The organism is Caballeronia fortuita (assembly GCF_001544835.2).
Lineage (GTDB): Bacteria > Pseudomonadota > Gammaproteobacteria > Burkholderiales > Burkholderiaceae > Caballeronia > Caballeronia fortuita.
Window position 1 is genome coordinate 19,446 of the sequence record NZ_FCNX02000027.1, and the last position, 24,960, is coordinate 44,405.

Consider the following 24,960-nt stretch of genomic DNA (forward strand, 5'->3'; position numbering starts at 1 on the left):
CTTACATCAGCTTGGTGGCCGATGCGGACTTCGTCGCGCGTCCGTGCGCCGACGACGTGCTCTGCGATACCGATCCAGCGCCCGCGCCCGTGCCCGCGTTCTGCTGGATGATGCGCGCGATTTCCTGATCGGCCTGCGCACCGTAGTTGTCGAACACGTTGGTCTGGTAGACCGTGTTCTGGGCGTTGCCGAGCTGGCCGCCTTGCTCGTCCTTGATCGTTACGTCGACGTTCATGGAAAGACCGATGCGCAGCGGATGTTCTTCCAGTTCCTTCGGATCGAGCTGGATGCGCACCGGCAGGCGCTGCACGACCTTGATCCAGTTGCCCGTCGCGTTCTGCGCGGGCAGGAGCGAGAACGCCGAGCCGGTGCCCGCCGAGAAGCCGATCACCTTGCCGTGATACACGACGTTCGAGCCGTACAGATCGGCCGTCAGTTCGACCGGCTGGCCGATGCGCATGTGCTTCAACTGCACTTCCTTGAAGTTCGCGTCGACCCAGACGCCGTTGAGCGGCACGATCGCCATCAGCGGATTGCCTGGCGACACGCGCTGGCCCACCTGCACCGAGCGCTTCGCGACATAGCCGGTCACCGGCGCCGGCAGCGTGTTGCGCGCGTAGTTGATGTACGAATCGCGGACCTTCGCGGCGGCCGCGAGCACGTTCGGGTGATCGGCGATGGTCGTGTTGGCCGTGAGCGAGCGGTTCGATGCGAGTTCCTGCTGGGCGGCGTCGAGCGCGGCCTGCGCGCTGCGCACCGCGTCGCGGGCATGCGAAATTTCTTCCTGCGACACGGCGCCCGTCTGCGCGACCTGCATGCGGCGCTTCAGATCGTCCTGCGCGCGCGACAGATCCGACTTGCGCAACGCGATCTGCGCTTCGTACTGGTTGTTGTTCACGAAGAACGTGCGGACCTGGCGCACCGTCTGCGCAAGATTGGCCTCGGCCTGATCGAGCGCGACTTTCGAATCGGCCGGATCGAGGGCGACGAGCGGATCGCCGGTCTTCACCGTCTGCGTATCGTCCGCGTTCACCGAAATCACCGTGCCGACGACCTGCGGCGTGATCTGCACGACGTTTCCGTTCACGTAGGCGTCGTCGGTGGATTCGTGAAAGCGCGCGACGAGGAAGTAGTACAGCCCGTACGCGACGGCCGCAATGATGATGACGAGCACGATCAGCGTCATCAGCACGCGGCGTTTGCCGTTGCTCTGTTTCGGCGCCGGCGCGGCTGCCGCGGCTGCGTTTTGTTGAGGGTCGCTCATGAAAGACTCCGAAGATTCCGTATTTGGTCCGATGCGTATTCTTTGCGCGGCTTACTTCGCCGCCGTGGCCTGATTCTGTCCGCTGCCGTCGATCGCCAGATTCGTGCTCGTGGCGTCGAAACCGCCGCCGAGCGCCTTGATCAGCGCGATTTGCAGATCGGTGCGCTTCAGGCGCAGGTTCGTCACGGTCTGCTCGTTGGCGAGACGGTTCTCGTCGGCGTTCAACACCTGCAGTTGCGGCGAGAGGCCCGCCTTGTAGCGGATCACGGCGAGCTGATAGGCGCTCGTCGCCGCCGCGAGCGCGCGCTGGGCGTCGGCCATCTGCTTGTCGAGCGAGCGGATCGCGGAGATGTTGGTCGCGACGTCGTTCATCGCGTTGATGAGCGTCTGATTGTAGTTCGCGACATCGCCTTCGAAATCGGCGTAACGGCCCTTCAACTGGGCGCGCAGCGCGCCGGCGTCGAAGATCGGCAGATGCACAGCCGGCCCGATCTGGATTTGCCGGCTGCTCGCCTGGAGGAAGCGGCCCCAGCCGAACGCGTCGAAACCGAAGCCTGCCGCGAGGTTGATGTCCGGGAAGAACTCGGCCTTCGCTTCCTTGATGTTGTGCGTCGCGGATTCGACCTGCCAGCGCGCGGCGACGATGTCCGGGCGGCGCGAGACGAGATCGGCGGGCACGTTGTCGGGCAGCGTCACGTTGACGTTGGGGTCGATGACCGGCTTCGCGATCGTGAGACCGCGATCCGGGCCCTTGCCGAGCAGCGCGGCCAGCTGATAGCGGACCGTTTCGATCTGGCCGTCGAGTTCGGTCGAGTTCGTCTGGCTCGTCGCTACGTTGCCTTCCGCCGTCTGACGCTCGACGTTCGTGTCGAGGCCGGCCGCGACGCGCCCGTTCGTGATGCGTCCGACGTCCTGCCGGTTCGCGATCTCGCGCAGCGCCACGTCACGCAGCGCATAGAGCAGCGCGAGCTGGTTGTACGTGCGCGCGACCGATGCGGCCAGCGTCACGCGCGCCTGCTGCATGTCGGCTTCGGCGGCTTTCTGCTGCGATACCGCCATGTTCAGGCGCGAACGGTTCTTGCCCCACAGGTCCAGCTCCCACGACGCGCTCGCGAGCACGTTGTTCTCGCTGAACCACGTGCCGCCGTAGGGCGGCGGGAAGAGGGCGTTGGCCGAATAGAGCTCGCGCGTCCACGAATACGAGCCGTTGACCTTCGGATAGAGCGCCGAGCGCGACGTCTCGATATACGACGACGCCTTGGCAATGCGCGATTGCGCCTGCGCGATGGTCGGATTGTCGGCGAGCGCTTCGTCGATCAGTTGCGGCAGTTGCGGATCGCCGAACTGCCTGGCCCAGTCGAGCGTGGGCCACTGGCCGCCTTGTCCCGGCACGCTTTGCGTGGCCTCGAAGTTTTCCGGCGCGGCGATCTGCTTGTCGCTCGAAATGCCCGCGTAGTTCGCGCAACCGGCGAGCGCCAGCGCGGCAACCGCAGCGGCGACGGCGCTCTTCACACGGCTTTCGCCGCGAATCGCGGACGGGGAGAGGTGTTTCATATCTCGTCTCTTGAGATGAGAATTAAAGATGGACATTGCAATCATTTTGTAGGCTTGCGATGACCGATTTGCTTGTCATCGCAATGACGTACCTGGCTTATCATTACCGCCGAGCAAAGGCGCCACGGACGGATCGCAGGAGTTGGCAAGGATTCGACGCAGCATGCTTTTCAGGAAGCCGACTTCTTCCGGCGTGAAGCCCGCGAGCAGATTGTCCAGGACGCGCGTGAAAATGGCCGGAATCTTCTCGGCCGTCGTCTGGCCTTCGTCGGTGAGCGCGAGGCGCACGACGCGCCGGTCCTCCTCACTGCGCACGCGCGAGAGCAGGCCGCGCTTTTCCAGACGGTCGATGAGGCGCGTGACTGCGCTTGCGTCGATGCCGTATTCGCGGGCGATGTCCGCCGCCGTCAGGCATTTGCCGACCGCCAGCATGAACAGAATGCTGGCCTGCGTGCTGGTGATGCCCAGTTCAGAAGTGGTGTGTTGCGTGACCATGTTCCACATGGTCGAGCGCACCCGGCTGATCAGATAGCCGACGCTCTCGGCGAGCACATAGTCGCCGATCGCCGCAGGTTTCGGAGCGTCGCTCATGGAAATAATTATGCGATTGCAATAGTTGACTAGGCAGGATTATAGGCGGGCGTTGCAGGCGCTGCAAGGATCTTTTCTGGAAGTGCTTAACAATCGCCGCAACGCGTGCTGCGTAACGGAGGGCCGGCGTGTCGGGCGCACAACGCTTGCTCAAGACGGATTACGGGTTGAGTCCTATTGCAAGGCCTGGACATCCGTGCGTGCTATACTTTACGGTTCTCACCGCGCCGGGCCCGCGTCGTCATGCTTGCATGATGGTTTTTCAGAGGGGCTTGCCGAGTTATGGAGTCTCGTTGAAGTTAAGGGGACTCGCTCCGACGGCGCACAACCAAGACATCTTTCTATGACTCGCGCCCTCCGCAATATCGCCATCATCGCCCACGTCGACCACGGCAAGACCACGCTCGTCGACCAGTTGCTCCGTCAGTCGGGCACCTTCCGGGAAAATCAACAGGTCGCCGAGCGGGTCATGGACTCGAACGACATCGAAAAGGAACGTGGCATCACGATCCTGGCGAAGAACTGCGCCGTCGAATACGAAGGCACGCACATCAACATCGTCGATACGCCGGGACACGCGGACTTCGGCGGTGAAGTGGAGCGCGTGCTGTCGATGGTCGACTCCGTGCTGCTGCTCGTCGACGCCGTCGAAGGCCCCATGCCGCAAACGCGCTTCGTCACGAAGAAGGCGCTCGCGCTCGGTCTGAAGCCGATCGTCGTCGTCAACAAGGTGGACCGTCCGGGCGCACGGATCGACTGGGTGATCAACCAGACCTTCGATCTGTTCGACAAGCTCGGCGCGACCGAAGAGCAGCTCGACTTCCCGATCGTCTACGCATCCGGTCTCAACGGCTTCGCCGGGCTCGAGCCCGATGTCCGCGAGGGCACGATGCGCCCGCTGTTCGAAGCCATTCTCGAACACGTTCCCGTGCGCCCGGCCGATCCGGACGGTCCTTTGCAGCTTCAGATCACGTCGCTCGATTACAACTCGTACGTCGGCCGTATCGGCGTGGGCCGTGTCGCGCGTGGCCGCATCCGTCCTGGCATGCAAGTCGCCGTGCGCTCGGGCCCGGACGGCGCGATCCTGAACCGCAAGATCAATCAGGTGCTGTCGTTCCACGGTCTGGAGCGCGTGCAAGTGGAAGAAGCGCAAGCCGGCGATATCGTGCTGATCAACGGCATCGAGGAGATCGGCATCGGCGTGACCATCTGCTCGCCGGACACTCCCGAGGCGCTGCCGATGATTACCGTCGACGAACCGACGCTCACGATGAACTTCCTCGTGAACTCGTCGCCGCTCGCGGGCAAGGAAGGCAAGTTCGTGACGAGCCGCCAGATTCGCGATCGTCTGACGAAGGAACTGAATCACAACGTCGCGCTGCGCGTGAAAGATACTGGCGACGAAACCACGTTCGAAGTGTCGGGCCGCGGCGAACTGCATCTGACGATTCTCGTCGAGAACATGCGCCGTGAAGGTTACGAACTGGCCGTGTCGCGTCCGCGCGTCGTGTTGCAGGAGATCGACGGCGTGAAGTGCGAGCCGTACGAAAACCTGACTGTCGATATCGAAGACCAGCATCAGGGCGGCGTGATGGAAGAACTCGGCCGACGCAAGGGCGAAATGCTCGACATGACGTCGGACGGCCGCGGCCGCACGCGTCTCGAGTACAAGATCTCGGCGCGCGGACTGATCGGCTTCCAGAGCGAGTTCCTCACGCTCACGCGCGGTACGGGCCTGATGAGCCACACGTTCGATTCCTACGCGCCGGTCAAGGAAGGTTCGGTCGGCGAGCGCCGCAACGGCGTGCTGATCTCGCAGGACGATGGCGCGGCCGTCGCCTACGCACTGTGGAAGCTGCAGGATCGCGGCCGCATGTTCGTGTCGCCGGGCGATGCACTCTATGAAGGCATGATCATCGGCATTCACAGCCGCGACAACGACCTCGTCGTGAACCCGATCAAGGGCAAGCAGCTGACCAACGTGCGTGCATCGGGCACCGACGAAGCCGTGCGTCTCGTTCCGCCGATCCAGCTTTCGCTGGAATACGCGGTCGAGTTCATCGACGACGACGAACTCGTCGAAGTCACGCCGCAATCGATCCGCCTGCGCAAGCGTCATCTCAAAGAGCACGAGCGTCGCCGCGCGAGTCGCGAAGCCAACGCCGAATAAAGTGCAAACGCATCCGTTCGCAACGTAAGAACAAAAGCCGCCTTCGGGCGGCTTTTGTCATTGTCTGGCGCGCTGCAAGAGACCCTTGCTTATCTCAGAAAAGCCCGCACATCCTTGTTGCGTAACGGAAGCGAGAGCACGGCACATGCGGCGATACGTCATATGACTATTCGTTCTGTGCTATGCTTTCTGGATTAACTGTCGCTTTTTAGGTCCTTCCAAGCAGACTTGATTCGCGCAATCCGCTAAACGGTCAGGCCGTGGCGCGGAAGGTTTCGTAACCCGCACTTCCTCGAGAAACTCGAAGAAAGGTGAGCGTAAAATGATGAAGCAATTCCAGTCGAACTCTTATCTGTTCGGCGGTAATGCTCCGTACGTCGAAGAGTTGTACGAGCAATATCTCGATAATCCCGCGTCAGTGCCCGAGACCTGGCGCGCCTATTTCGACGCGTTGCAGAACGTGCCCGCATCCGACGGCACGGCTCACAACGACGTGGCTCACGGCCCCATCGTCGAATCTTTCGCCCAGCGCGCGAAGGCCAACGCCTTTCTGCCGCGCGAAAGCACCGGTGATCTGACCACCGCGCGAAAGCAAGTCTACGTTCAATCGCTCATCGGCGCGTATCGCTTCCTTGGCACGCAATGGGCCAATCTCGATCCGCTCAAGCGCCGCGAGCGTCCCGCCATTCCCGAACTCGAACCCGGCTTCTACGACTTCACCGAAGCCGACATGGACCAGGTGTTCAACGCGAACAACCTGTACTTCGGTTTCGAGCAGGCATCGCTGCGCGACATCGTCAAGGCGCTGCGCGACACGTACTGCGGCACGATCGGCGCTGAATTCATGTACATCAGCGATCCGGAGCAGAAGCGCTGGTGGAAGGAGCAGCTCGAGTCGATCCGCTCGACGCCGAACTTCTCGAACGACAAGAAGAAGCACATCCTGGGTCGCCTGACGGCCGCCGAAGGCCTCGAGCGTTTCCTGCACACCAAGTACGTCGGCCAGAAGCGCTTCTCGCTGGAAGGCGGCGAGAGCTTCATCGCGTCGATGGACGAAGTCGTGCGGCACGCGGGCAAGAACGGCGTGCAGGAGATCGTCATCGGCATGGCGCACCGTGGGCGTCTGAACGTGCTGGTCAATACGCTCGGCAAGATGCCGGCGGACCTCTTCGCCGAGTTCGAAGGCAAGCACGTCGATGACCTGCCGGCCGGCGACGTGAAGTACCACAAGGGCTTCTCGTCGGACGTCTCGACCGAAGGCGGTCCGGTGCACCTGTCGCTCGCGTTCAACCCGTCGCACCTGGAAATCGTGAATCCGGTGGTCGAAGGCTCGGCCAAGGCGCGTATGGATCGCCGTGGCGACGAAGAAGGCCTGCAAGTGCTGCCGGTGCAAGTGCATGGCGACGCGGCCTTCGCGGGCCAGGGCGTCGTCATGGAGACGCTGAACCTCGCGCAGACGCGCGGTTACGGCACGCACGGCACGCTGCATATCGTCATCAACAACCAGATCGGTTTCACGACGTCGGACCCGCGCGACGCGCGCTCGACGCTGTATTGCTCGGACGTCGTCAAGATGATCGAGGCGCCGGTGCTGCACGTGAACGGCGACGATCCCGAAGCCGTCGTGCTCGCCACGCAGCTTGCCATCGACTTCCGCATGAAGTTCCACAAGGACGTGGTCGTCGACATCATCTGCTTCCGCAAGCTCGGTCACAACGAGCAGGACACGCCGGCGGTCACGCAGCCGCTGATGTACAAGACCATCGCGAAGCATCCGGGCACGCGCGCCGTCTACGCCGAAAAGCTCGTGCAGCAAGGCGTCATCACGGCCGAAGACGCGGACAACTTCGTCAAGGAATATCGTCAGGCGATGGACGAAGGCCATCACACGATCGATCCCGTGCTCTCGAACTACAAGAGCAAGTACGCGGTCGACTGGGTGCCGTTCCTGAACCGCAAGTGGACCGACGCCGCCGACACGGCCGTCCCGCTCGCGGAACTGAAGCGTCTCGCCGAGCGCATCACGACGATTCCGGAAAACTTCAAGGTTCACCCGCTCGTCGAGCGCGTCATCAACGACCGCCGCGCGATGGGTCTGGGCGAAGCCAAGCTCGACTGGGGCATGGGCGAGCATCTCGCGTTCGCGTCGCTGGTGGCATCGGGCTATGCGGTGCGTCTGACGGGCCAGGATTCGGGCCGCGGCACGTTCACGCATCGTCACGCGGTGCTGCACGATCAGAACCGCGAGCGCTGGAACGACGGCACATACATTCCGCTGCAGAACATCGCGGAAGGTCAGGCCAAGTTCACCGTGATCGACTCCGTGCTGTCCGAAGAAGCGGTGCTGGGCTTCGAATACGGCTATTCGACCGCCGAACCGAACACGTTCGTCGCGTGGGAAGCGCAGTTCGGCGACTTCGTGAACGGCGCGCAAGTGGTGATCGACCAGTTCATCTCGTCGGGCGAAGTGAAGTGGGGCCGCGTCTCCGGTCTCACGATGATGCTGCCGCACGGCTACGAAGGCCAGGGTCCGGAGCACTCGTCGGCGCGTATCGAGCGTTTCCTGCAACTGTGCGCGGATCACAACATGCAAGTGGTCCAGCCGACGACGCCGGCGCAGATCTTCCACCTGCTGCGCCGCCAGATGATCCGCCTGTTCCGCAAGCCGCTCATCATCGCGACGCCGAAGTCGCTGCTGCGTCACAAGGAAGCCGTGTCGGATCTGTCGGAACTGGCGAAGGGTTCGTTCCAGCCGGTCATCGGCGAAGTGGACGAAGCAATCGAGCCGAAGAAGGTCAAGCGCGTGATCGTGTGCTCGGGCCGCGTGTACTACGACATCGTCGCGCATCGCCGTGAAGCGAAGAGCAACGATGTCGCCATCGTGCGTATCGAGCAGTTGTATCCGTTCGCGCACAAGCAGTTCGACGCGGAACTCAAGAAGTACGAGAACGCGACCGAAGTCGTGTGGGTGCAGGACGAGCCGCAGAATCAGGGCGCCTGGTTCTACGTCGAGCACCATCTGCGCGAAGGCATGCGCGAAGGCATGAAGCTCGCCTACAGCGGCCGTCCCGCCTCGGCGTCGCCCGCGGTCGGCTACTACGCGAAGCACTACGAGCAGCAAAAGGCGCTGGTAGAAGGCGCGTTCGGCCGCCTGAAGGGTGCGCAGACCATCGCGAAGTAATCGTTGCCTGATCGGAGCCGGCGTGCGGCAAGCGCGCCGGTTCCGACGCTCGTACACACAGACACGCATTAGGACAATACAGAAATGGCTATCGTAGAAGTCAAGGTTCCCCAGCTCTCCGAGTCGGTCTCGGAAGCAACCATGCTGCAATGGAAGAAGAAGCCGGGTGAGGCTGTCGCCCAGGACGAAATCCTCATCGAAATCGAGACCGACAAGGTCGTGCTCGAAGTGCCGGCTCCGTCGGCTGGCGTGCTCGCGCAAGTCATCAAGCACGATGGCGATATCGTCACCGCCGACGAACTCATCGCGAAGATCGACACCGAAGCGAAAGCGGGCGAAGCGCCTGCCGCCGTCGCCGCTGCCGGTGACGCCGAAGTGAAGCCCGCGCCGGTCGCGGAAACGGCTGCCGCATCGGCGCCGGCTGCCGCGCAGGCATCGGCGGGCGCAACGGGTGGCGCGGCGTCGCCGTCCGCGACGAAGATTCTTGCGGAGAAGGGCGTGTCGGCCGACCAGGTTTCCGGTTCGGGCCGCGACGGCCGCATTACGAAGGGCGATGCACTCGCCGCTCAGGCCGGCGCCCCGGCTGCCGCAAAGGCACCGGCTCCGGCCGCTGCGCCTTCGAAGGCCGCGAAGCCGTCGCTGCCGCAAGTCAGCGCACCGGCATCGGCCGATCAGTGGCTGAAGGACCGCCCGGAACAACGCGTGCCGATGTCGCGTCTGCGCGCGCGTATCGCCGAGCGTCTGCTCGAATCGCAGCAGACCAACGCCATCCTGACGACGTTCAACGAAGTCAACATGGCGCCGGTCATGGATCTGCGCAACAAGTACAAGGACCGCTTCGAAAAGGAACACGGCGTGAAGCTCGGCTTCATGTCGTTCTTCGTGAAGGCCGCCGTCCACGCGCTGAAGAAATTCCCGCTCGTGAACGCATCGATCGACGGCAATGACATCGTCTATCACGGCTACTTCGACATCGGTATTGCGGTCGGTTCGCCGCGCGGCCTCGTCGTGCCGATCCTGCGCAATGCGGATCAGATGAGCCTCGCCGACATCGAGAAGAAGATCGCCGAATTCGGCCAGAAGGCCAAGGACGGCAAGCTGTCGATCGAAGAAATGACCGGCGGCACGTTCTCGATCTCGAACGGCGGCGTGTTCGGCTCCATGCTCTCGACGCCGATCATCAACCCGCCGCAATCCGCGATTCTCGGCGTGCACGCGACGAAGGAACGCGCGGTCGTCGAAAACGGCCAGATCGTGATCCGTCCGATGAACTACCTCGCGCTGTCGTACGACCACCGCATCATCGACGGCCGCGAAGCCGTGCTGTCGCTGGTCGCGATGAAGGATGCGCTGGAAGATCCGGCGCGTCTGCTGCTGGACCTGTAAGAACTCAAACGTGCCTTCGGGCGCGCGCGATAGGCTCGCGCGCGCCTCGAAGAAGGCGTCTGCGCAAGAGCGCAGTCAAGCGAAAGGAAAGTCATGTCCAAGGAATTTGATGTCGTCGTGATCGGCGCGGGCCCCGGCGGCTATATCGCGGCGATTCGCGCAGCGCAACTCGGCAAGACGGTTGCGTGTATCGAGAAGTGGAAGAACCCGGCGGGCGCGCTCAAGCTCGGCGGCACGTGTCTGAATGTGGGCTGCATCCCGTCGAAGGCGCTGCTCGCGTCGTCGGAAGAATTCGAGAATGCGTCGAAGCATCTGGCCGATCACGGCATCAGCGTGTCGGACGTGAAGCTTGACGTGTCGAAGATGCTGGCGCGCAAGGACGGCATCGTCGAGAAAATGACGAAGGGCATCGAGTTCCTGTTCCGCAAGAACAAGATCACGTGGCTCAAGGGTCATGGCAAGTTCACCGGCAAGAATGAAGCCGGCGTGCAGATCGAGGTGTCGGGCGAGGGTGAAACGGAAACGGTCACGGCGAAGAACGTGATCATCGCGACGGGTTCGAAGGCGCGTCATCTGCCGAACATTCCGGTCGACAACAAGATCGTCGCCGACAACGAAGGCGCGCTGTCATTCGACGCCGTGCCGAAGAAGCTCGCCGTCATCGGCGCGGGCGTGATCGGCCTGGAACTCGGCTCGGTGTGGCGTCGTCTCGGCGCCGACGTGACCGTGCTCGAAGCGCTGCCGCAATTCCTCGGCGCGGCGGACGAGTCGCTCGCGAAGGAAGCCGCGAAGCAGTTCAAGAAGCAAGGCCTCGACATTCACCTCGGCGTGAAGATCGGCGAAGTGAAGACGTCGGACAATGGCGTGTCGATCGCTTATACGGACAACGCCGGTAACGCGCAAACGCTGGAAGCGGATCGCCTGATCGTGTCGATCGGCCGCGTGCCGAATACCGATAACCTCGGGCTGGAAGCCATCGGCCTGAAGGCGAACGAGCGCGGCTTCATCGACGTGGACGATCATTGCGCGACGAGCGTGCCGAACGTGTACGCGATCGGCGATGTCGTGCGCGGCCCGATGCTCGCGCACAAGGCGGAAGACGAAGGCGTGGCGGTGGCGGAAATCATCGACGGTCAGAAGCCGCATATCGACTACAACTGCGTGCCGTGGGTCATCTACACGGAACCGGAAATCGCGTGGGTCGGCAAGACGGAACAGCAGCTCAAGGCCAAAGGCCGCGAGATCAAGACCGGCCAGTTCCCGATGATGGCAAATGGCCGTGCATTGGGTATCGGCCGTGCTGAAGGCTTCGTCAAGATGATCGCGGATGCGAAGACCGATGAAATCCTCGGCGTGCACGTGATCGCGGCGGACGCGTCCGACCTGATCGCGGAAGCGGTGGTGGCGATGGAGTTCAAGGCGGCGTCGGAAGACATCGGCCGCATTTGCCATCCGCATCCGTCGCTGTCGGAAGTGATGCGTGAAGCGGCGCTCGCGGTGGATAAGCGCGCGTTGAACATGTAAGTTCGCCTTCGGGCAACAAGGCAGTACAACGAAGGCGAGCGGATCACACCGCTCGCCTTCGTCACGTTAAAAACGGCCGAAGATGAACGTCACCGAATACTACGAAAACGAACTGCGCACGCGGGGTTATCAATCGGACGAGGCACAGATCGCGGCGGTCGCGCGACTGCAGCGCTGCTACGAGGAATGGGTCGCGTACAAGTCGCGCCGTTCGAATGCGTTCAAGAAGTTCCTCGTGCATCCGGATTTGCCGCGCGGTGTTTACATGTGGGGCGGCGTCGGGCGCGGCAAGAGTTTCCTGATGGACAGCTTCTACGCCGCCGTGCCCGTGCAGCGCAAGACGCGTCTGCATTTTCACGAATTCATGCGCGAAGTGCATCGCGAGCTGGAAGAGCTGAAAGGGCAGGCCGATCCGCTCGACGAACTCGCGAAGCGCATCGCGAAGCGTTATCGCCTGATCTGCTTCGACGAATTTCACGTCTCCGATATCGCCGACGCGATGATTCTCTATCGCCTGCTCGACCGCCTCTTCAAGGCCGGCGTGCAGTTCGTGATGACGTCCAACTACGAGCCCGACACGCTGTATCCGGAAGGGCTGCATCGCGACCGCCTTCTGCCCGCGATCGAGCTCATCAAAGAGCATCTCGACGTGCTCAACGTCGATGCCGGCACCGACTACCGCAGGCAGACGCTGTCGCAGGTGAAGGCGTATCACACGCCGCTCGGCGCGGCGGCGAGCGAGGCGCTGCGGGCGGACTTCGCGAAACTCGCGGCCGTGCCCGACGAAAGCCCGATCCTGCACATCGAGAAGCGCGAGATCAAGGCGCTGCGCAAGGCCGACGGCGTCGTGTGGTTCGACTTCGCGACGCTATGCGGCGGCCCGCGCTCGCAGAACGACTACCTCGAACTGGCGAACCGCTTTCACGCGGTGATTCTGTCCGACGTGCCGCAGATGACGCCGCGCATGGCCTCCGAAGCGCGCCGCTTCACGTGGCTGATCGATGTGTTCTATGACCACAAGGTGAAGCTGTTGATGTCGGCGGCCGTTCCCGCCGAGGAACTGTACGTGGAAGGGCCGATGGCCAACGAGTTCGCGCGCACGGTATCGCGCATCGTCGAGATGCAGTCGAAGGAGTATCTCGAAGCGCCGCGCCGCGTGACCGATATTTCGCTGACTTAAAACGAGAATCAAAAATCTGCGGTTAGCCAATCGGCATAAGGCTTCGACGGCCTTTTCAAGATTCGGATCACTCCGATTTGCCGGCTTTCGGGTACTCGGTATCGTCGATACCGGTTATCAGTCAGCAACTTGGAGAAATTACCGTGAAGCCCTACCGCGACATGTCCGATGAAGAATGGCAGATGGTCGCACCGCTGCTTCCCGAACTGCGTCCGCGTTCGGAGCTGCGCGGCCGGCCCCTCGCCAATACCCGCGCTGTGCTCAACGGTGTGCTCTGGGTCATGTATAGCGGCGCGTCGTGGTCCACGCTGCCGCGCAAATATCCGTCGTATCAGACGTGTCATCGGCGTTTCAAGGCGTGGCACGAGTCGGGCGTTCTGCTGCGCGTGATGTCGCAACTGTTCGGGCCGGCCGGCGAATCGCTGTACGCGTTGATGACATCGCGCATGCGCGTGCCGGCGGAGTTCAAGCTGCCGGCGCCGGAACTGCCACTCGTCGTGCAAGCCGAAAAAGCGCAAGCGCACGGGGAGCAGCGCCGCGCCGCCTGATTGCATCGCACGAGTCCAGCAAGTCCGAAGCCGGTCGAAGCCGCATAGCCTCGACCGGCTTTGTCTTTTACGACTTTTCGCGTTCGTCTATTGCCTATTGTTCGCGCACCCAGGTTTGCGAGCGCCCCAGCAACGACACGCCGATATACCCGCGCACAACTAGCTTCTGCCCGCCGTCTTCCATCGTCATCTTGCACTTGTAGAGTTTGCCGCTCTCGGGGTCGAGAATCTGGCCCCCGTCCCACGTATCGCCGTTCTGCCGCATGCCGGTGATGATCGTCATGCCCTTGATCAACTGATCCTTGCGCTCGTCCGTGCAGGCCGTGCAGCGCTTGGCCGGCTGATCGAATTCGCCGATGCCGCGCACGACCTTGCCCGACAACTGACCGCTGCCGTCATCGACGATCTGGATGATGGCCTTCGCCTTGCCGCTCCGGTCGTCGATGGTCTGCCACGTGCCGACGGGCGTCGCCGCCTGAGCGAACGCGCTCGCGGCGAAGGTGGCGCACAGCGCGCCGAACACCACGCGCGCGCCGCGCGAGCCGATGGATGAGGTCATCTCGTCTCCTTGTTATGATCGCCCGAGCATACGAGAAAGCGATCGTTCCCGTCTGGGAGGAAACGTTCTAGCGGCGCGCTTGTCGCTCAGACGCCGTGCTTCAAGGCCGCTTCAGGCCCGCTTCAGGCCCGCTTCAAGCCCGCTTCAAGCGTGGCGAACGTGCGCTCGTCGGTGCGATCGAAATGCAGCGGCGTGACCGACACGCGGCCGGACGCGACCACCGCCGTTTCGCTGTCGGGCGAGTTCGGGCGCGGGCCGCGCTGAAACCGCAGCCAGTGATAATCGATGCCGCGCGGATCGACGAGCGGCAGCACATCGATGCCTTCCACGAGTCCCACGCCTTGCCGCGTCACGGTGAGCGGACCGGCAGCCGATGCATCGCAGTCGGGGAAATTGACGTTCAGGCACGTGGGCGCGTCATGCGAGATCGAAAGCAATGCGCGGATCACGCCCGGCGCGAGCGCCCGCGCCGTGTCCCAGCGCACGTTGTCGCGATCGGTGAAGGTCTGGCTGAGCGCGATCGACGGCAGGCCGAGCAGGAGGCCCGTCATCGCCGCGCCGACGGTGCCGGAGAACATCGTTTCGACGCCGAGATTCGCGCCACGGTTGATGCCGGAGAGCACGAGCGTCGGCGGCGCGTCTTTCATGATATGACGCGCGCCCATCACGACGCAGTCGCCGGGCGTACCTTGCACGCCGTAGCGGCGCTCGCCCTGACGCGAAACGCGCAGCGGCGAATGCAGGCTGATGGAATGCGACGTGCCGCTTTGATCGTGTTCGGGCGCGATGACCCAGACTTCGTGCGCGAGTTCGGCGGCGACCGCTTCGAGCACGGCGAGGCCGGGCGCGTCGATGCCGTCGTCGTTGGTGATGAGCACGCGTTGCACGATGGGTGAGAGGGCGGACATCGCGAATCACTCCTTGGTCGATAGTGAAAAGATCGACCGATTATTACAGAGTTCGCGTTTCCGGGCGTCCGCTGCCCGTGAGCTTGCGAGACCTTGCGAGACCTTGCGAGACCTTGCGAGGCCCGACTAAACCTTACTTGACGCCGAGTCCGCGCAGCACCGCGTTGCCGTCCTCGGTGAGACGCACCTTCGGATTGCCGGCGTCCGGCGACACGATCTCGACATAGCCGTACTCCTGCAGCGAGGCGACATCGGGCGTAGCCGCCATGACATCGATAGGCGCGTGCAGCAGCAACAGCAACGTGGCGATCTCGTGATGGCTCAGAAGTTTCTTGATGGCCCGCACGGGTGCGGAGGCCGGACGGCGGAGGTTCATAAGGATGTCCTCAGTTTTGCATGACGATGTGCGGCGCTTCTCGCATGACGCGTGTGCGCGACCCTTGATGTCGATGGAGTGCGGGCAGATTATCGGCCGACTCTTAGGCGAAACTTAAAACGCGCGGCGCGGGGCGCGGCGAGTTGTTACACCCGATGTCACGCGGCAAGAGCGTTTCGATTCAGAAGCGATAGTCGGGATTTTTCGGGTCGAACGTCAGGTCGTCGAAGGCTTTTGCCTCGATACGCTCGAACACGACGCTTTCGAAAACTTCACCGTCGTTGTCGTAAGACTCCAGCGTGCGGAACAACGGCCGTTCCAGGTCCAGCCCGAGCACTTCCTTCTTTGCATAGAAAGCCGGTTGCCCTTCGGTCGTCTCATACGTGAGCGCGACGACGCGCAGTCCGTCGATCGTTTTCACCTCGATATTCGACGGCTTCGTGATGCCCGCTTCGGCGAACTTGCGTCCTTCGTCGATGAAGCGCTGCGTGATCGCATCGATTCCAAGTTCGCGGATCGAATGATTCGACTGCGCGCGGGCGAGCGCGCCATTCACCGATGCCCACATCGGCACGACGCCCAGAAAACCGCCGAGATGACCGTAGAGCTGATCGGGGCGTTTGGAATCGTCGTAGATCACTTCCTGGCCCGCGTGCGCGCCATCGGGCAGCCACTTCGCGTAGATGCGCAACGGCTCGCGCGTGACACGCACGAGCATGTGATCGTCGCGTTTGGGCCATTTTCCCTTGATACGTTCGCGCCGGCGCATCGTGAACTCGTACGATGCAAAATCGCCCGAGCCTGCCTGCAGATAGCGCGGCAGCGTGCGAGTGTCCAGTGTGCGGAAGAGGGCGACGAGTTGCGCGTCGTCGAGCTTCGTCAACGCGCCGCTCGCCGCCGACTGCGACAGCCATTGCACCTGCTGCTCGACGCCAAGACTGCCGATGCGCGCGGCCTCATCGGCGGTATCGGCGTGTGCGCGCAAAGACGCGAGCACGAGACACAGAAGGCTCGCGCAAGCGAACCGCAAGCCAGAAGCCGCGCGCGGCATGTGTTTCTCCGTGATTCAGTCTTGCGGTTTCGATCCGGTATCGCGCGATTCCCGCAATTCACGCCTGAGCACCTTGCCGATCGACGTGAGCGGCAGCGTGTCGCGAAACTCGACGAAAGCGGGCACCTTGTAGCCGGTCAGGTGTAAACGGGCAAACTTCAGCAGTTCTTCCACCGTGAGCGTGTCGTCGCGGCGCACGACGAATGCCTTCACGCGTTCGCCCGTCACCGGATCGGGCACGCCCACGGCCGCGACCGCGCGCACTTTCGGATGCGCCGCGAGCACGTCTTCTATTTCGTTCGGGTACACGTTGAAGCCCGACACGATCATCATGTCCTTCTTGCGGTCGATGAGCCGGATGATGCCGCGCGCATCCATCACGCCGATGTCGCCAGTCGCGAGCCAGCCGTTTGCGTCGATGGCTTGCGCCGTGTCCTCTGGGCGGTTCCAGTAGCCTTTCATCACCTGCGGGCCTTGCACGCAGAGTTCGCCCGCTTCGCCGGCGTGCGCCCACGCGCCGTCCTCGCGGCGCAGGCGCACGCGTGTCGACGGCACCGGCACGCCGATGGTCCCATCGAAATCGCTTCGACCGTGCGTGTCGAGCGGCGTCGCGGCGACGAGCGGCGAACATTCAGTGAGACCGTAGCCTTCGACGAGCGTTCTGCCGGTCATCGCCCTGAAACGCTCGGCGATCACGCGCTGCGTCGCCATGCCGCCCGCCATCGCGAGCTTGAGCGAGGAGAAGTCGCGCGCGCGGAATGCCTCGTTGTCCATGAGCGCGCTGTAGAGCGTGTTGAGCGCGGTGATCGCCGTGAAGTTCTCGTGGCGCAGCGCGCGCATGAGTCCGTCGATATCGCGTGGATTGACGATCAGCACGTTGCGCGCCCCGATCGCGAAAAACGCGAGCGCGTTCACCGTGAGCGAATAGATGTGATAGAGCGGCAGCGGCGTGACGATGATCTCCTCGCCCTCGACGAGCCGTCCGCCCGCCCACGCGAGCGCCTGCAGCAGATTGGCGATCACATTGCGATGCGTGAGCATCGCGCCTTTCGCGACGCCCGTCGTGCCGCCCGTGTACTGGATGAACGCGATGTCGCCATGCCCGATCCTCACCGGCTCGAACTTGCGCCGCGCGCCGCGCGCGAGCGCCTGCGGCAGGCGCACGGCATCGGGCAGCGCATAGGCGGGCACCTGCTTCTTGACGTGGCGCAGGATAAGATCGATCGCGCGTCCTTTCAGGTTGAGCGCGTTGCCGAGCAGGTCGCCGAGCGCGGTCACGACGATATTGCGCACGCGCGTTCCCGGCTGCGCGTCCTGCACGGTCTTCGCGAAGTTCTCGAACACGACGACGGTCTGCGCGCCGCTGTCCTTCAGTTGATGACCGAGTTCGCGCACGGTGTAGAGCGGATTCACGTTGACGACGATCGCGCCCGCGAGCAGCGTGCCGAAAAGCGTGACCGGATAGGCGAGCGTATTAGGCATCATCAGCGCGACGCGATCGCCGGGCTTCACGCCGACGCTCTGCAGATACGATGCGAACGCATGCGCCTTGCCGCCGAGCGTCGCGAACTTCATCTCCGAGCCGAGGCTCACGAACGCGACGCGATCGGTGAAGCGCGCGACGCAATCGTCGAAGAAATGCGCGAGCGAGCGATACCGCCCAGGATCGATCTCGCGCACGACATCGGGCGGATACGACGCGTACCAGATGCCGTCCGTCGCGTGCGGCGCTGCGTGTCCCGAAATCATGTGGTGTCTCCGCCGGCTGTTATTTTTATGCCGATGCTTCCCGCCTACCGCTCCAGTATCGCGACGACGCCCTGGCCGCCCGCCGCGCAAATCGATATCAATCCGCGCAACGGCTTGCCGTCGCTGCGTGCCGGCGCGTTCGCGAGCAGCTTCGCGAGCGTGCCGACGATGCGTCCGCCCGTTGCCGCGAATGGATGTCCCGCCGCGAGCGAGCTGCCGTATACATTGAGCCGCGCGCGGTCGATCGATCCGGGCGGCGCGTCGAGACCGAGCACGGTGCGGCAGTATTCGTAGTCTTCCCACGCCGCGAGCGTGCAGAGCACCTGCGCGGCGAACGCTTCGTGGATCTCGTAGAAATCGAAGTCCTGCAAGGTGAGGTGCGCGCGCTCGAGCATCGGCGGGATCGCGTGAACGGGCGCCATCAGAAGGCCTTCGCGCTTGTCGAAGTAATCGACGGCGGCAGTCGCGGAGAACGTCAGGAACGCCTGCACGGGCAGCCCGCGCTCGGACGCCCATTGCTCGGAGGCGAGCAGCACCGCCGATGCGCCGTCGGTGAGCGGCGTCGAGTTGCCCGCGGTGAGCGTGCCCGCGTCGCGATCGAAGACGGGCGTCAGCGCCGATAGCCGGTCGAGCGAGATATCGGGGCGCAGCGTGTTGTCGCGCGCGAGGCCCTTGTACGGCGTCATCAGATCGTTGAAGAAGCCGCGTCCGTACGCCGCCGCGAGCTTGCGATGACTCTCCTGCGCGAGCGCGTCCTGCGCCTCGCGCGCGATCTTCCAGCGCTTGGCCATCAGTTCGCAGTGCTCGCCCATCGACAGACCGGTGCGCGGCTCCGCGTTGCGCGGCAGGAGCGGCCTGAAGAACATGCCGGGCCGCAGCTTCGCGAAGGCGCCCAGGCGCTGTCCCGGCGAACGTCCGCGATTCGCTTCCAGCAGAATCTGACGCATGCGCTCGTTCACCGCGATGGGCGCGTCCGACGCCGTATCGACGCCGCCCGCGATGCCCGCGTCGATCTGTCCGAGCGCGATCTTGTTGGCGACCAGAATCGCGGTTTCGAGGCCGGTGCCGCAGGCCTGCTGCACGTCATAGGCGGGCGTTTCCTTCGCGAGCGTCGTCGAGAGCGCGGCCTCGCGCGTCAGGTTGAAATCGCGCGAATGTTTGACGACCGCGCCTGCCGCCACCTCGCCGAGCCGCGCGCCGTGCAGATCGAAGCGATCGACGAGCCCTTGCAGCGTGAAGCTCAGCATGTCCTGATTCGACGCGCTCGCGTAGGCCGTATTCGAGCGCGCGAACGGAATGCGGTTGCTGCCGATGATCGCTACCCGCCGAACTTCGCGCCGCGCTTCGCTCATGGCAGCTCCCATTCGAAATGGCCACGCAGATGCGGCCGTGCGCCCGCGAGATCGCGCACTTCGAAAGCGCGCGTGACGGGCGAGGGCGCGGCGGTCCACAGCGTCGCGTCGCCGGGAATGTAGAGCGGCGTCTTGAAATCGCCGTGCGCTTGGGCCGACGCGAGCGACTTCACCGGATGCAGCGCCGCGAGCGTGCGCGCGAGCGTCCACATGCCGTGCGCGATCGCGCGCGGAAAGCCGAACGCTTTCGCGCTCAGCATGTGCAGATGGATCGGATTGAAATCGCCCGATGCCTTCGCGTAGTCGCGGCCGAGTTGCGGCGGAAGCTGCCAGCGCGCTTCACGCGCGAGAAGCAGCGCGCGGGCATCGGCGGCATCGGGCGCATCGGCGGTCTCGATTGCAGGTGCGGCGCTGCGCACGCCGCGCTTCAAATACACGCTGTCGCCGTCCCACACCGCCTCGCCGCGCCGGTAGATGCGCGTATGCAGCGCGAACGCCTGTCCTTTCTGATGCGGCATCAGCGGTCCGCATTCGACTTCGATGCGCAAATCCTGCCCTGCCGCGAGCGGACGGCGCAGCCGCACGCTGTTCGACAGATGCACGACGCCGAGCGCGGACCACGGAAACGACGGATCGGTGAGCATCATCAGATGCAGCGGAAACGCGAGCACGTGCGGAAACGTGAGCGGCACGCCGTGTTCGGGGATGAACCCGCACACGCGCGCATAACGCCCGACCTGTTCCGCGTCGAGCCTCACGCTCGGGCGCACGAGCCGCAGCGCGGGCAATTCGGGCGCGCGCGCACGCCGGAACAGCGCGGGCAGCGCGCGGCCATAGAGCTTCGCGGGCGGCGGCAGCGTATCGATGACGACGGTGCGGGCGCGCGGCATGGTCGGTGCGTGCATCGCGTTCTGTCTCCTCACGCGCCGATCAGGCTCTGACCGCACACGCGCACCACGTTGCCCGTGATGCCCGCGCTGCCGGGACTCGCGAGCCACGCGACGGTCTCCCCGACATCGACGGGCAAGCCGCCTTGTCCCATCGAATTGAGCCGTCTGCCGGCCTCGCGCACGCCGAACGGCATGCGCGCGGTCATATGCGTTTCGATGAAGCCCGGCGCGACGGCATTGATCGTGATGCCGCGCGCGCGCAGTAACGGCGCCATCGCGTGCACGCGGCCGATCACGCCGGCTTTCGATGTCGCGTAATTGGTCTGTCCGCGATTGCCCGCGATGCCGCTGATCGACGACACCGCGACGATGCGCCCGTTCTCGCGCAGCACGTTTTGCGCGAGCAGCACGTCGTCGATGCGTTCCTGCGCGAGCAGATTGATGTCGATGACGCTATCCCACATGTCGGCGCTCATGCGCGCGATGGTCTTGTCGCGGGTGATGCCCGCGTTGTGCACGACGATATCGATGCCGCCCGCGGCCGCCAGCGCCGCCGCGATTTCGACGGGCGCTTCGGATGCGGCGATATCCACGACGAGCGCAGCGTGCGCGCCGCCCGACGGCGACGCGTCTTCGATGGCGAGCATGGTCTGATCGAGCGCGTCGCGGGCGGCGTCGATATCGAGCCCGGTGACGATCGCGCCGTGTTCGGCCAGCACCGCCGCGATCGATGCGCCGATGCCGCGCGCCGCGCCCGTCACGAGCGCGCGCTTGCCCGCGAGCGGTCTAGCCCAGCTTTCGGGCGGCGTGGCGGGCGCATCGATCGAAACGGCCTGGCCCGACACATACGCCGAGCGCGGCGAGAGAAAAAAGCGCAGCGCCGACTCGATGTGCGCGCCGTCGGCCACGCGCAGCAGATTCGACGTGATGCCGTTGCGCGCTTCCTTGCCGAGCGAGCGGACCATGCCTTCGAGCGCGTGCTGCGCGGTCGCCGCCGGCACGCTCGCGCGCGTGGCGGGTACACGCCCGAGCACGACGATGCGCCCGTTCTTCGCGAGCGAGCGCAGCGCGTCGTGAAAGAAGGCGTAGAGCGAACGGAGTTGTCCGCTTTCGACGATGCCGGTGGCATCGAAGATCAGCGCCTGTACGCGGTCGTTCGCTGATGCGTCGCGCGCGCGCGGCTCGAAGCGGCCGCTCATCGCGCCGTGCCGAGCGGCGACGGGTAGCCAGCCGGACGCGCTCTCGTGCGCGATGCCGGTCATGCCGATGGCGGACAGCACGGCCATCAGGTCATCGAACAGCGCGGGCGACGGCCCCGCGCCGATCGCGGCCATGCCGCTGAATTCGGCCCGGTCCGCGCGATGGCGGCGCAGCACTTCCGGACGCGGGAGGCCCAGCGAGCGAGCGATGCTCGTGCCGAAGGGCGAATTGACGAAGTCGAGATAGCGGTCTTTCATCGATTGGCGATCGGTCGTCGGGCGCGCGCCGCGCTGCCGTTGGCCTGGACACGTTCTCAGGCAATCATTTCGGGCAGTTGCCGCGCGAGCGCCGCGCTGCGCTTTTGCAATGCTTCGAGGATACCGAAGTCTGCGGAAAAATCATCGACTTTCACCGCTCCGCGCGCGTGCGCGGCCCATTCGGGGGCAGCCGCCGCTCGTTTTCGTCGCTGAGACCGCGCTTGCATGATCGCGAGAGCGCCTCCCAGCAAGAACCAGGCGATCACGTAAAGGGCGGGCATCACGGCCTCCGGTACTCGCTTGCGGGAAGCACACACCATGCCACATAAGACGAAAACGAGTCGCCGTCCGATTAGAAGAGTCATTCGGACGACGTTGGCTTTAGGATGTGTCCACTTCAAAAATCCAATATTCGGGAGCTATGCTTTTCATTCGTGTTAGCAGTGAGAAAATCGAATGATTAGTTTTTTTAGCTAAACGAAATAACGGGGAGAATTTTCTTGATGCCCCGCATGAGCGGGGCATCAAAGGCGCTGTGGATCGATCTTCGCGGGATGCGCCACAGCAAAGTCATGCCGGAACGCTTCCGGTGTGACCACCTGCCACGCGTACGGTGGCCATTGGAGCATATTCGGAAATGGAGACGAGGGATCAATTAGTCAGGCTAACGATTGGCGCCATTCAAGAGGAAATGGGTATTCCGGACTCGATGCTGCTTACGGGAGACCTGCTCTATCTGCTTTGGCGTGGCAGCGGGGAGGTGCGCTACCTGCATGTTCCACTGGATCTGGAAATGATCGAGAGCGTGCGCAAGTCGACCAGGGGCAATGCGGGCGGCGTGTATCGGAACTGCCGAGGTGAGCCGACGCCGCTTGCCTTATATCTGGCGTCGGTGTTCTTGCGGCAGAACGTGCCGATCGATGCCATTCGGCAGGAACTCGGTTTGACGGAAGCGACGATGAACCGGTTGCTCGATGTCCGGCATTTTGCTGACGATGTCACCGATCATGAACGCTCACCCCAACTGCTCAAGCTGAGTACGTTCGAGGGAAATGCGCCTGTTGTCAGTAATCATCTGCCGTCGGCAAGCGGCAATGGGAGAGTAAGTGTTCCTAAATAAATGTGTTTACCAGGTCGAGCTAAAACTAAACTCGCTCTTCAGAGAAACTGCGCCGATCGACCAGAGCTACGTTTTCGACAGCAAGCTCTATCTGTTCAGCAACGGGAAAGACGGATATGGCTACGAGTCTGTGTCGCTCGACTGCGCGGCGCCCAGGAAGTTGTGCAACGATCTGCGCGTCGTCGAGGCGCCGCCTGGCAAACCACGCGGACGCATCGACTACAGGCGAAAATTCCAGGCGCTGGCATTGCTGAACGATGGCGCGCCGGTCATGGAAGTATCGCGCGGCGTCAATTTGTCGGTGACGACGGCGTATCGATATCGCCGGGAGTTGCAAGGCCTCGTCGCGTTGCGCCCTCAGAACACGAATTCGCTGCTTCGGATGCTTGCCTTCCGGTGAGGTAAATGTCGATGCGCAGAGCGTGTCGCAAGGAGGCGCAGCTATCCCGTCGCGCCTACCTCGCGCGCGGAGCGTGTCATATCGATACCCCGGCGTTCGCGGCTGAAGAAGATCAGCGCCGCGATCACGACGGCAACGACGCCCGCGACGATCGCCATTGCCATGCCGTAGTTGTTGCCGTGTGACGTGGCAAGCGAGGCCTGCATCGTCGCGTTCACCGCGGCGAGCAGGTTGCCGAGCTGATACACGAGTCCCGGAAAAGTCGCGCGAATTTCATCGGGCGATATCTCGTTCAGATGCACGGGAATCACGCCCCACGCGCCTTGCACCGAAATCTGCATGAGAAACGCGCCGACCGCGAGCATGACCGGCGTGGTGGAGAACGCCCACACGTACAGCACCGGCAGCGCGATCAATGCGGCGATGAATATCGCCACGCGCCGCCCGATCTTCTCGGACAACGCACCGAAAATCAGCCCGCCGACAATCGCGCCGATGTTCAGCGTAATCGTGATGAGCGATACGGTGTGCGGATCGAAGTGATGCTGCTCGCGCAGGAACGTGGGGTAGAGGTCCTGCGTGCCGTGCGAGAAGAAGTTGAACGCGGTCATCAGCACGATCGCGTAAAGCGAGAGCGTCCAGTTCCGCTTGAGCGTCGCGATGAGGCCGGGGCGCGGGCGCTTTTCCATCGCGCGCCATGCGGGCGATTCGGGCACGTGGGCGCGCACGTACATCACGAGCAGCGCGGGCGCGACGCCGATGAAGAACATCCCGCGCCAGCCGACGAACTGATACAGCACGCCGAATGCGATCGACGCGAGCAGATAGCCGGTCGGATAGCCCGCCTGCAAGAGTCCGGACACGAAGCCGCGCGATGATGGCGGCACGGTTTCCATCGTCAGCGCCGAGCCGACGCCCCATTCGCCGCCCATCGCGATGCCGAACAGGGCGCGCAGAATTAGGAGCGTCGTGAGATTTGGCGAAAGGCCGGAAAGCAGTTCGAGCAGCGAGTAGCACGCGATGTTGATCATCAGCGTCGGACGGCGGCCGAACTTGTCGGCGAGGCGGCCGAAAATCAGCGCGCCCAGAGGACGCATCGCGAGCGTGAGCGTGATGGCAAACGCGACGTCCGGTATTTTCGTATTGAATTCGGCGGCGATATCCTTCAGGACGAAGACCATCAGAAAGAAATCGAAGGCGTCGAGGGTCCAGCCCAGATAGGCGGCCACTGTCACGTTTCTCTGTTCGCGCGTCCAACTCATTGCCGAAGTCTCCGATTTGATTATCGATGGGCAAGTGGTGCAATGCGGCACAGCAATTATCAAACCGGCCGCAGCCGCGCCGGACGGGCATTGCCGGCGCTGCGCACGATCAGTGTACGCCGCGCTTTAAACGCGTGCTTAAACGGAAAGGTTGGAAGCGGTCGAATGCGACGGCTTGATGAATTGAATAATACGGATTCAATTCATTTCCAATTCGACATGGCAATAATCGAATTCAAGTCGAAAGGAAGTCGATTGGAAAACGAAGGCGGAAAACAAAAAACCCCGCGACGATGCGCGGGGTTTCTGATTGCGATGCGCTCGAATGAGCGTCTCGCGAAAGAAGGACCTTGGTGCCCAGGAGAGGACTCGAACCTCCACGGTGTTGCCACCGCTAGGACCTGAACCTAGTGCGTCTACCAATTCCGCCACCTGGGC

The 24,960-nt window shown here is 63.4% G+C and carries 21 protein-coding genes and 1 tRNA gene; 8 read left to right on the top strand and 14 right to left on the bottom strand.

Annotation, left to right across the window (positions count from 1 at the left end; all coding sequences use genetic code 11):
- Position 1: 1 nt before the first annotated feature.
- From AWB77_RS32685 to AWB77_RS32695, 3 genes are all read right to left on the bottom strand, one after another.
- Positions 2-1,264: an EmrA/EmrK family multidrug efflux transporter periplasmic adaptor subunit gene (locus AWB77_RS32685; protein WP_061138592.1), complete on the bottom strand. Its 1,263-nt coding sequence runs from the start codon at positions 1,262-1,264 to the stop codon at positions 2-4.
- 51 nt (positions 1,265-1,315) lie between these two features.
- On the bottom strand, positions 1,316-2,818 hold the full coding sequence (locus tag AWB77_RS32690; RefSeq protein WP_208601595.1) for an efflux transporter outer membrane subunit: 1,503 nt from the start codon (positions 2,816-2,818) through the stop codon (positions 1,316-1,318).
- A 75-nt stretch (positions 2,819-2,893) separates the two neighbouring features.
- Positions 2,894-3,409: a MarR family winged helix-turn-helix transcriptional regulator gene (locus AWB77_RS32695; protein WP_061138594.1), complete on the bottom strand. Its 516-nt coding sequence runs from the start codon at positions 3,407-3,409 to the stop codon at positions 2,894-2,896.
- A 343-nt stretch (positions 3,410-3,752) separates the two neighbouring features.
- On the opposite strand from AWB77_RS32695, the gene typA reads away from it, so the two are divergent.
- The 6 genes from typA to AWB77_RS32725 all read left to right on the top strand — a co-directional run bounded on the left by typA (position 3,753) and on the right by AWB77_RS32725 (position 13,398).
- Positions 3,753-5,579: a translational GTPase TypA gene (gene typA, locus AWB77_RS32700; protein WP_061138595.1), complete on the top strand. Its 1,827-nt coding sequence runs from the start codon at positions 3,753-3,755 to the stop codon at positions 5,577-5,579.
- Positions 5,580-5,901: 322 nt separating this feature from the next.
- On the top strand, positions 5,902-8,760 hold the full coding sequence (locus AWB77_RS32705) for a 2-oxoglutarate dehydrogenase E1 component (protein ID WP_061138596.1): 2,859 nt from the start codon (positions 5,902-5,904) through the stop codon (positions 8,758-8,760).
- 84 nt (positions 8,761-8,844) lie between these two features.
- A complete protein-coding gene (gene odhB / locus AWB77_RS32710; protein WP_061138597.1) occupies positions 8,845-10,146 on the top strand; it encodes a 2-oxoglutarate dehydrogenase complex dihydrolipoyllysine-residue succinyltransferase in 1,302 nt (433 codons plus the stop codon).
- Positions 10,147-10,239: 93 nt separating this feature from the next.
- Positions 10,240-11,670 carry a dihydrolipoyl dehydrogenase gene (lpdA, locus tag AWB77_RS32715; protein ID WP_061138598.1) on the top strand — a complete coding sequence of 477 codons (1,431 nt, stop codon included), beginning with the start codon at positions 10,240-10,242 and terminating at the stop codon, positions 11,668-11,670.
- Between the two features lie 82 nt (positions 11,671-11,752).
- Positions 11,753-12,850: a cell division protein ZapE gene (zapE, locus tag AWB77_RS32720; RefSeq protein WP_061138599.1), complete on the top strand. Its 1,098-nt coding sequence runs from the start codon at positions 11,753-11,755 to the stop codon at positions 12,848-12,850.
- Between the two features lie 143 nt (positions 12,851-12,993).
- A complete protein-coding gene (locus tag AWB77_RS32725) occupies positions 12,994-13,398 on the top strand; it encodes a transposase (RefSeq protein WP_061138600.1) in 405 nt (134 codons plus the stop codon).
- Positions 13,399-13,492: 94 nt separating this feature from the next.
- Here AWB77_RS32725 and AWB77_RS32730 read toward each other — a convergent pair whose 3' ends face one another.
- The 9 genes from AWB77_RS32730 to AWB77_RS36545 all read right to left on the bottom strand — a co-directional run bounded on the left by AWB77_RS32730 (position 13,493) and on the right by AWB77_RS36545 (position 22,021).
- Positions 13,493-13,957: a DUF2147 domain-containing protein gene (locus tag AWB77_RS32730; RefSeq protein WP_061138601.1), complete on the bottom strand. Its 465-nt coding sequence runs from the start codon at positions 13,955-13,957 to the stop codon at positions 13,493-13,495.
- A gap of 122 nt (positions 13,958-14,079) precedes the next feature.
- On the bottom strand, positions 14,080-14,865 hold the full coding sequence (surE, locus tag AWB77_RS32735) for a 5'/3'-nucleotidase SurE (protein ID WP_061138602.1): 786 nt from the start codon (positions 14,863-14,865) through the stop codon (positions 14,080-14,082).
- 133 nt (positions 14,866-14,998) lie between these two features.
- Positions 14,999-15,241: a hypothetical protein gene (locus tag AWB77_RS32740; protein ID WP_061138603.1), complete on the bottom strand. Its 243-nt coding sequence runs from the start codon at positions 15,239-15,241 to the stop codon at positions 14,999-15,001.
- Between the two features lie 181 nt (positions 15,242-15,422).
- A complete protein-coding gene (locus tag AWB77_RS32745) occupies positions 15,423-16,292 on the bottom strand; it encodes a DUF1571 domain-containing protein (protein WP_061138604.1) in 870 nt (289 codons plus the stop codon).
- Positions 16,293-16,307: 15 nt separating this feature from the next.
- Positions 16,308-18,041, bottom strand: coding sequence for an AMP-binding protein (locus AWB77_RS32750; RefSeq protein WP_061138605.1), 1,734 nt, complete (start codon positions 18,039-18,041; stop codon positions 16,308-16,310).
- 44 nt (positions 18,042-18,085) lie between these two features.
- Positions 18,086-19,393 carry an acetyl-CoA C-acetyltransferase gene (locus AWB77_RS32755; protein WP_061138606.1) on the bottom strand — a complete coding sequence of 436 codons (1,308 nt, stop codon included), beginning with the start codon at positions 19,391-19,393 and terminating at the stop codon, positions 18,086-18,088.
- On the bottom strand, positions 19,390-20,298 hold the full coding sequence (locus tag AWB77_RS32760) for a MaoC family dehydratase (RefSeq protein WP_061138607.1): 909 nt from the start codon (positions 20,296-20,298) through the stop codon (positions 19,390-19,392). The genes AWB77_RS32755 and AWB77_RS32760 overlap by 4 nt, the downstream gene beginning before the upstream one ends.
- 14 nt (positions 20,299-20,312) lie before the next feature.
- On the bottom strand, positions 20,313-21,740 hold the full coding sequence (locus AWB77_RS32765) for a 3-oxoacyl-ACP reductase (RefSeq protein WP_061138608.1): 1,428 nt from the start codon (positions 21,738-21,740) through the stop codon (positions 20,313-20,315).
- A 56-nt stretch (positions 21,741-21,796) separates the two neighbouring features.
- A complete protein-coding gene (locus AWB77_RS36545) occupies positions 21,797-22,021 on the bottom strand; it encodes a hypothetical protein (protein WP_167354196.1) in 225 nt (74 codons plus the stop codon).
- Between the two features lie 356 nt (positions 22,022-22,377).
- Here AWB77_RS36545 and AWB77_RS32775 point away from each other — a divergent pair, with 356 nt between their 5' ends.
- Together AWB77_RS32775 and AWB77_RS32780 are read left to right on the top strand one after the other, a co-directional pair.
- The gene (locus tag AWB77_RS32775; RefSeq protein ID WP_063936598.1) at positions 22,378-22,860 is read left to right on the top strand and encodes a hypothetical protein; all 483 of its coding nucleotides are present in this window, start codon (positions 22,378-22,380) and stop codon (positions 22,858-22,860) included.
- Between the two features lie 130 nt (positions 22,861-22,990).
- On the top strand, positions 22,991-23,260 hold the full coding sequence (locus AWB77_RS32780; protein ID WP_061138610.1) for a helix-turn-helix domain-containing protein: 270 nt from the start codon (positions 22,991-22,993) through the stop codon (positions 23,258-23,260).
- 41 nt (positions 23,261-23,301) lie between these two features.
- On the opposite strand, the gene AWB77_RS32785 is transcribed toward AWB77_RS32780, so the two are convergent.
- The gene (locus AWB77_RS32785; protein WP_061138611.1) at positions 23,302-24,522 is read right to left on the bottom strand and encodes an MFS transporter; all 1,221 of its coding nucleotides are present in this window, start codon (positions 24,520-24,522) and stop codon (positions 23,302-23,304) included.
- 351 nt (positions 24,523-24,873) lie between these two features.
- Positions 24,874-24,960, bottom strand: a tRNA-Leu gene (locus tag AWB77_RS32790).